This window comes from Pararobbsia alpina, assembly GCF_902859895.1.
Taxonomy (GTDB): Bacteria; Pseudomonadota; Gammaproteobacteria; order Burkholderiales; family Burkholderiaceae; genus Pararobbsia; species Pararobbsia alpina.
Genome location: NZ_CADIKM010000136.1, coordinates 1 through 1,942, shown reverse-complemented (window position 1 = coordinate 1,942; position 1,942 = coordinate 1). Strand labels below are relative to the sequence as shown.

Below are 1,942 nucleotides of genomic sequence, written 5' to 3'. Positions count from 1 at the left end.
CAGGGCCTGCTCCTTGAACTCGACAGAATACGTTTGTCTCGCCTTCAACCTGCACCTCTGACTCTTCTTGATAAGAAATTTCAGAGGCGACAACTACTATGACGCCGGGGGATGATGGGGGTGGGTGAACCGGGCAGTGCGCACGCAGCCACGCGTGGTATTTGCGAGGGCGCGGACCGAGTAGACTAGTTCCTACAAATCGCTAGGATCCTACGCTGCATTTAACAGCGAAAATTCCAGGCACGTCAGGGCCGGTCGCAGCGGACAAAGGAGGGGAGATGGGCATTGCGAACTGTCAGACCTTTGAGCGAATCTGTGCGACATCGGGCTCCGACCTCTACCGTGGCCTCAGCTTAACGGATGGGATACCGGTCCTCGCTGAAAGGAGTGGGCAATCGTTTCCGTAGGTAAAATGCAAGACAAATGTAGGACGAACAGCTTAGATTTGTAGAAACAGAAAAAATCTTAGGGCGACGATGGTGGATCTTTCAGACGACAAATGGCAGCGGATAGAGTACCTTTTCGATGCACAGAGCAAAAGCAGAACGCGTGGACGGCTTTCAGCGAGTCCAAAAGCAGTATTAAATGCGATTCGCTGGATTCAGCGATCGCGCGAGCGGTGGTTATACCTTCCTGCCAATTACCCTCCCCAGCAAACCTGCTACGCAAAATACCTGCAATGGAAAGGAGATGGGCGGCTCTCGGAGGTCAAGCGTCTACTTGCCGAATCCCCCGATCCTCCAGAACTTCGAAGAGGTCCGCTAGGGTGAATTCGCGCCGGACTCGGCAGACTCCATCCAATTGAGTCAGCCCGTCAGTATACAAACGTATAAGCGCACTATGTCCACATAGAACTGCAGGGACCGTTCGTAGAATAGTTTTCTTCGAGTCGTCCGTTTATCTTAGTTCCATCACAACTGCGGCATTCGATGATCCGGGATATGAGGGGGCTACCATCGGCTCGTTCTTGGCATGTTTGGCAAGCACCTCGTCGCCCCACGATGCCTCAGTCCCGCGCCTGGCCTGCTTAGGAACGACCGAGTTCCGCATGAACGCCCTGATATAGGGGAGTACGTAAATGCGACAGACCACACGATGACGGTAACGGAGAGGATAAGTACCTGATGAAGTTTCTGTCGTGGGGCACGAGGATGATTATGAACATTAGATACCCCCGCTTCACCGCCATCGAGTTGTGGGTCCTCGCCATCTCCATCATGATCGCGTCCGGGCTACAGATGTGAGTGACCCGCCGATGGTCTAAACGATGAGATGGTGCCGAGCGTCTAGGGCTAACTGTCTCTGTTTCCAGCTCGGCGCTGTTGTTGTCGCTTGCCTATCTTGCCCGTAGTGAAGGTGCGGTGCCGTTGACAATGCCCTTGCGGGCGTAAACTCGAAGCGGTGTCTGGGTTCACCGGCAAGATGAACCGAAACGTCGAACCAGGCCCCCCTCATTGCCGGAAGCTGACATCAATCCCCCGTGTGCTTCCACGATCGAACGGCAGATCGAGAGCCGCATACCCATTCGCGCTCACTGATTCCGAAAAGGCCAGGCGAGCGAAACTGAAAACCGACCTCCCATTGACACGGAAAGTCATATCAGTCCTTTGGCCGGCATGGTCAGTTTGGGGAGTCGGTCGCGGAGGACGGCCTCGCCGGCGCCGAGGCCTTCGCGCCCCGGAATTGCCAGAAGTTTCGCGACTCTTCTCAGGCGACCCTGGCCGCTTAGAAAACCGCCGGCCAAGATGTTGATCTTCGGCCAGTTTTTCGTAGTGTTTTCGGAAACGGCTTAGGGCTACGCTGAAAAAGGTCAACGCCGTTGGGCGGCGAATCGTTAAATCCGGATGAAACAACAGACCCTTGCGATAGCGGCCGATCAAGGCGCCGGATTTGAACAGTACCGTCGGCCAACCAAACGCGATGTGTTCCTTGAGACGATGGA

General features: G+C 55.0%; 1 protein-coding gene and 1 pseudogene. Both read left to right on the top strand.

Features of this window, described 5'->3' with window-relative positions; genetic code table 11:
* Positions 1 to 476: 476 nt before the first annotated feature.
* Positions 477 to 770 (top strand): transposase, encoded by a 294-nt coding sequence (locus HV670_RS32550; RefSeq protein ID WP_217478560.1) that lies wholly within the window; start codon positions 477 to 479, stop codon positions 768 to 770.
* A gap of 1,074 nt (positions 771 to 1,844) precedes the next feature.
* A pseudogene (locus HV670_RS31755) lies at positions 1,845 to 1,942 on the top strand (IS5/IS1182 family transposase); the annotation flags it as partial.